The organism is Nocardioides sp. CPCC 206348 (genome assembly GCF_048654705.1).
Taxonomy (GTDB): Bacteria; Actinomycetota; Actinomycetes; order Propionibacteriales; family Nocardioidaceae; genus Nocardioides.
In genome coordinates, this window is record NZ_JBMCZA010000059.1 from 14,176 (window position 1) to 18,157 (window position 3,982).

The 3,982-nt window shown below is 70.5% G+C and carries 4 protein-coding genes; all 4 read right to left on the bottom strand.

All coding sequences use genetic code 11. The annotated features are described in order from the left end of the window. On the bottom strand, nucleotides 1-759 hold a 759-nt coding region (gene rpsB, locus ACOADB_RS02055; RefSeq protein WP_378596245.1), incomplete at its 3' end, for a 30S ribosomal protein S2. A 229-nt stretch (nucleotides 760-988) separates the two neighbouring features. Beyond that, on the bottom strand, nucleotides 989-2,023 hold the full coding sequence (locus ACOADB_RS02060) for a zinc ribbon domain-containing protein (RefSeq protein WP_378596246.1): 1,035 nt from the start codon (nucleotides 2,021-2,023) through the stop codon (nucleotides 989-991). Nucleotides 2,024-2,289: 266 nt separating this feature from the next. Beyond that, on the bottom strand, nucleotides 2,290-2,859 hold the full coding sequence (locus ACOADB_RS02065) for a phage tail protein I (RefSeq protein ID WP_378596247.1): 570 nt from the start codon (nucleotides 2,857-2,859) through the stop codon (nucleotides 2,290-2,292). A 1-nt stretch (nucleotide 2,860) separates the two neighbouring features. Continuing rightward, nucleotides 2,861-3,982, bottom strand: a 1,122-nt coding sequence (locus tag ACOADB_RS02070; RefSeq protein ID WP_378596248.1) for a putative baseplate assembly protein, incomplete at its 5' end; no start/stop codon positions are given.

The following is a 3,982-nucleotide window of genomic DNA, read 5'->3' on the forward strand; positions in this document are numbered from 1 at the left end:
CTCGAGGAGCTCGCGCTCCCACTCGGCCAGGGGCTCCTGGGCGGTCGGGGCAGCAGAGGAACCTGCGCCCGAGCGCGAGATGAGGCCCTCGGCGACGGCGTCGGCGACCACGCGGGTCAGCAGGCCGACCGCGCGGATGGCGTCGTCGTTGCCGGGGATCGGGAAGTCGACCAGGTCCGGGTCGCAGTTGGAGTCGAGGATCGCGATGATCGGGATCCGCAGCTTGCGGGCCTCCTCGACCGCGAGGTGCTCCTTGTTGGTGTCGACGATCCAGACCGCGGACGGGGTCCGGGTCATCTCGCGGATGCCACCGAGGGTCTTCTCGAGCTTGACGTGCTCCCGACGCATCTGCAGGAGCTCCTTCTTCGTACGACCCGAGCCGGCGACGGTGTCGAAGTCGACGTCGTCGAGCTCCTTGAGCCGGCTGATCCGCTGGCTCATGGTCTGGAAGTTGGTGAGCATTCCACCGAGCCAGCGCTGGTTCACGTACGGCATGCCGACGCGGGTCGCCTGCTCGGCGATCGACTCCTGCGCCTGCTTCTTGGTGCCGATGAACATGATCGTCCCGCCCTTGGCCACGGTCTCCTTGATGAAGGCGTAGCTGCGGTCGATGTAGGCCAGCGACTGCTGCAGGTCGATGATGTAGATGCCGTTGCGGTCCGTGAGGATGAATCGCTTCATCTTCGGGTTCCAACGACGGGTCTGGTGTCCGAAGTGGACGCCGCTCTCAAGGAGCTGGCGCATGGTCACGACAGCCATAATTGTTCTCCTGTGTGGTTTTCAGTTGGTCCTGACGCCTGCGTGCTCACCTGACCTGGTTTCCCAGGACTGAAGGCAAGTCACCCACGGGCGATCGGGGCCTGTTGGTGCAAGGGCCCCGTCGTGGTCTGCGGACGTGCGAATTCCGGTCCAGGACGGACCGGTAGAGGTCAGCCTACGACCTCCGCCGCCCCACGAGCCAATCGTGAGGCGGCCGGCACCTGCACGCTCACTTGCGCGCCTGGAACTCCACCTCTGCGATCGCCGTGTGGCTGCCCGCGGCGGTGCCCTTGTAGGCGGACCGGATCTCGAAGGTGACGTCCACGACGTCACTCACCCCGACGCCGAATTTCGCAGGACCGAGCTTGTCCTCGAAGGTGAATTCCTTGATCTCGGTCGAGCCATCGCTGCGCTTGAGGACCGCGTTGATCTCCTTCGGGCGACCCTGGGTGAGGAACAGCTCTTCGTCCACCGCCGTGATCCCCGGCGTGATGATCACGTAGACCAGCCGGATCGGCTCCTCGAACTCGAGATTGAGCTTCTCGCCACGGCCGTCGCCGGCCTTGGCGGGCGCCCAGTACTCATTCGAGACCCCGTCGCGCGCCTCTTCCGCGCCGTGGCCCCGCTGGCTGCTCGACGCCTCGATGGCCGTCGGATTGACCTCCACGGTCCCGGCGATCCGGTCGCGCACGGTGCCGTAGAGGCCACCGAGGACATCACGGAAGGCGAACCCGCCGATGCTCAACGCACCGACGACGACGATCAACGTGAGCAGTCGGGTCGGGAAGCGCAGCTGGAATCCCCCGGTGCGCGCGGACCGGGGCCGCGCGCCGGCGTGCTTGACCTTGCGCAGGCGCCGCTTGTTGCGCCAGCGGCGCCACCACGACAGCTTCGCGACCTCGGCCTCGGCGAGGGTGGTGCCGCAGCGCCGACAGAACTTCCGGGTCGGCTTGTTGCCGATGCCGCAGTTGCCGCAGACCAGGTCACCCTGCTGGATCGGGTCGTCCGCGGGCGGGCGGGGTCGCTTGGGCTTCGCCAGCGGCGTCCCCGGCTTCTGGGGCGCCGGCTGCTGCGCGCCCGGTTGCCGTCCGGCCGGCTTGTCGGAGACCGGGACGACCATCGCCTGCAGGGCGTCGCGCGGTGGCGGCGGCTTCCACTCCGCACCGGGCTTGGCCGGCGGCGGAGGTGGGGGTGGCGTCACGGCAGCAGGCGCCTCGTCAGGCCGCTCCGCCGTCGACACCTTCGGTACGACCGTCGGGGACACGGGACGCGACGGTGGGCCGGAGGACGGCGGCGGGCCTGAAGGTGGCGGGCCTGAAGGCGGCCGGCCAGACGGGGGCGGGCCAGACGGGGGCGGCGTGGACGGCACCAGTGCGAGGTCCGGGGCGGGCGCTGGCCCCGGTTCGGGCTCGGCGGCCGCGGCTGGGTGGTCCGCGTGCTCGCTGTCGGACCAGTCGACGTACGCGCCACATTCGCCGCAGAACCGTTCCCCCTCCTCGAGGGCGACCGCACAGACCGGACACGACTGGCTCATTTCTTCCCACCTCCTGCGCGAACGACCTTGTACTGCCGGGCCACGTGTGCGGGACAGACGTCCTCGAGCAGCGCCTCGACTCGTCGTACGTCGACGGCGGCCGGGTCGGGAACGGTGACGGTGACCGTGACCGCGGGGGGAGCGGTTCCGCCGGGATCTGCTCCCGGCTTCTGCGACCAGTCACATGCGCCGGTGTCGCTGACGGTGACCTGGGCTCCCAGCGCCTGCTCCAGTGCGGCCTGGATGCCCGCGACGGTCCCGCGCTGGCGGTGCAGCCGGGCAGCGTCGGTGATGATCCGGCGGCGGTCTGCGGTCGACCAGGCGTCGTCGAGCTCCACACCCACCCACATCGCCAGCCAGCCCAGGAAGTCCTCCGGTGACAGGTTCGGGTCGAAGTACGCCGCCAGCGAGTCGAGGGTCGCGTGGATCGGCGCATAGCCGTCGTCGAAGGCACCCACGAAACGCACCAGGAAGTCGTCGTCCTGGAGCACCCCGGGCAACCGCTGGGCCAGCGGCGCCGGGCAGATCAGGCCGGGCACCATGCCCCGGTGACTGGTCCTGGTCATTTCAGCCACCCCTGATCACCCGGACCCGGTGGTCGTAGGAGAAGACGAGCGCGAAGCGGTCGAGGTCGATGCGCTGGACCGGCTCGCCGCGCTTGCCCGTGATGGGGTCGGCAGCGAACAGCAGCACCTCCTCGACCAGTTCAGTCCCGGAGACCTGCTGGAGGACGGCGTAGACCTCGCCGGCCTGGACCGGGCGGCCGAAGGGCCATCCCTTGCCGTCGATGCCGCCGGTGAGCGGGTCGAAGTACCGGTTGAGCGCGACGCGGGCAGCCTTCTCCAGCTCCGGCGACGCGGTCTTGGCCCGTGCGACGAGCGTCGCCACGACGGTGACGCCCTGGTAGAACGGCGGCTCGACGACGACCCGGGCACCCACGGTGCGGCGCGGCTCGATGTAGGACGTGACCGTCTGGAGCGTCGCCGTCGTCGGCACGAGGTCCTCGAAGCGCAGGCTGCCCTCGACGTCGGCCGATGCGGCCGGCACCAGCAGGACCCGGACGCCGCTCTCCTCGCCCCCAGCACCGGCCGGGACGGCCTTGACCCGGGCGACCTGCGGGGCCGCGGCCTTGGCCAGCTGCTCGTAGTCCTCGCAGGTGACGGCCCGGTCGCGGGTGCGCAGGGCCAGCGGGCCGCGGAGCTTGGCCTCGTCCACGCTCTCGGGCGCAACGCCACCCACCGCAGCCCGCCGGTTCTCGACGCGGTCGATTCCGGGCACCGTGGTCCGCAGGATCTTGATCGCGCCGGCAGCCAGGTTGCCCGACGGCCCACCGCCGATCCGGTACGACGGCACCCGCATCGGTGCGCCCTTCGGGGGCACTGCGCCGTACTGCCGCATGGTTCCGGCGGCCTCGCGCACGGCAGGACCGAACTGCACCTCGCCGGTCGCCCGGTCCACGCGCACCACGGCGTCGTCGGGACCGGAGTCGGCGAAGGACGAGACCTCCTCCCACTGGTCCCAGCCCGACCCGGACGCCACCTCGACGACGAACGGGTCGCCGTCAGCGACGAGGGGCCCGCGCACGAGCCTGAACACCTGGCCCGGCACTCCCTCGGACAGGCCGAGGATCTCGTCGGTGAACGTCTCGGAATGGGTGGCCGCCACCGTGCCGCCGATCGTGTACGCCGA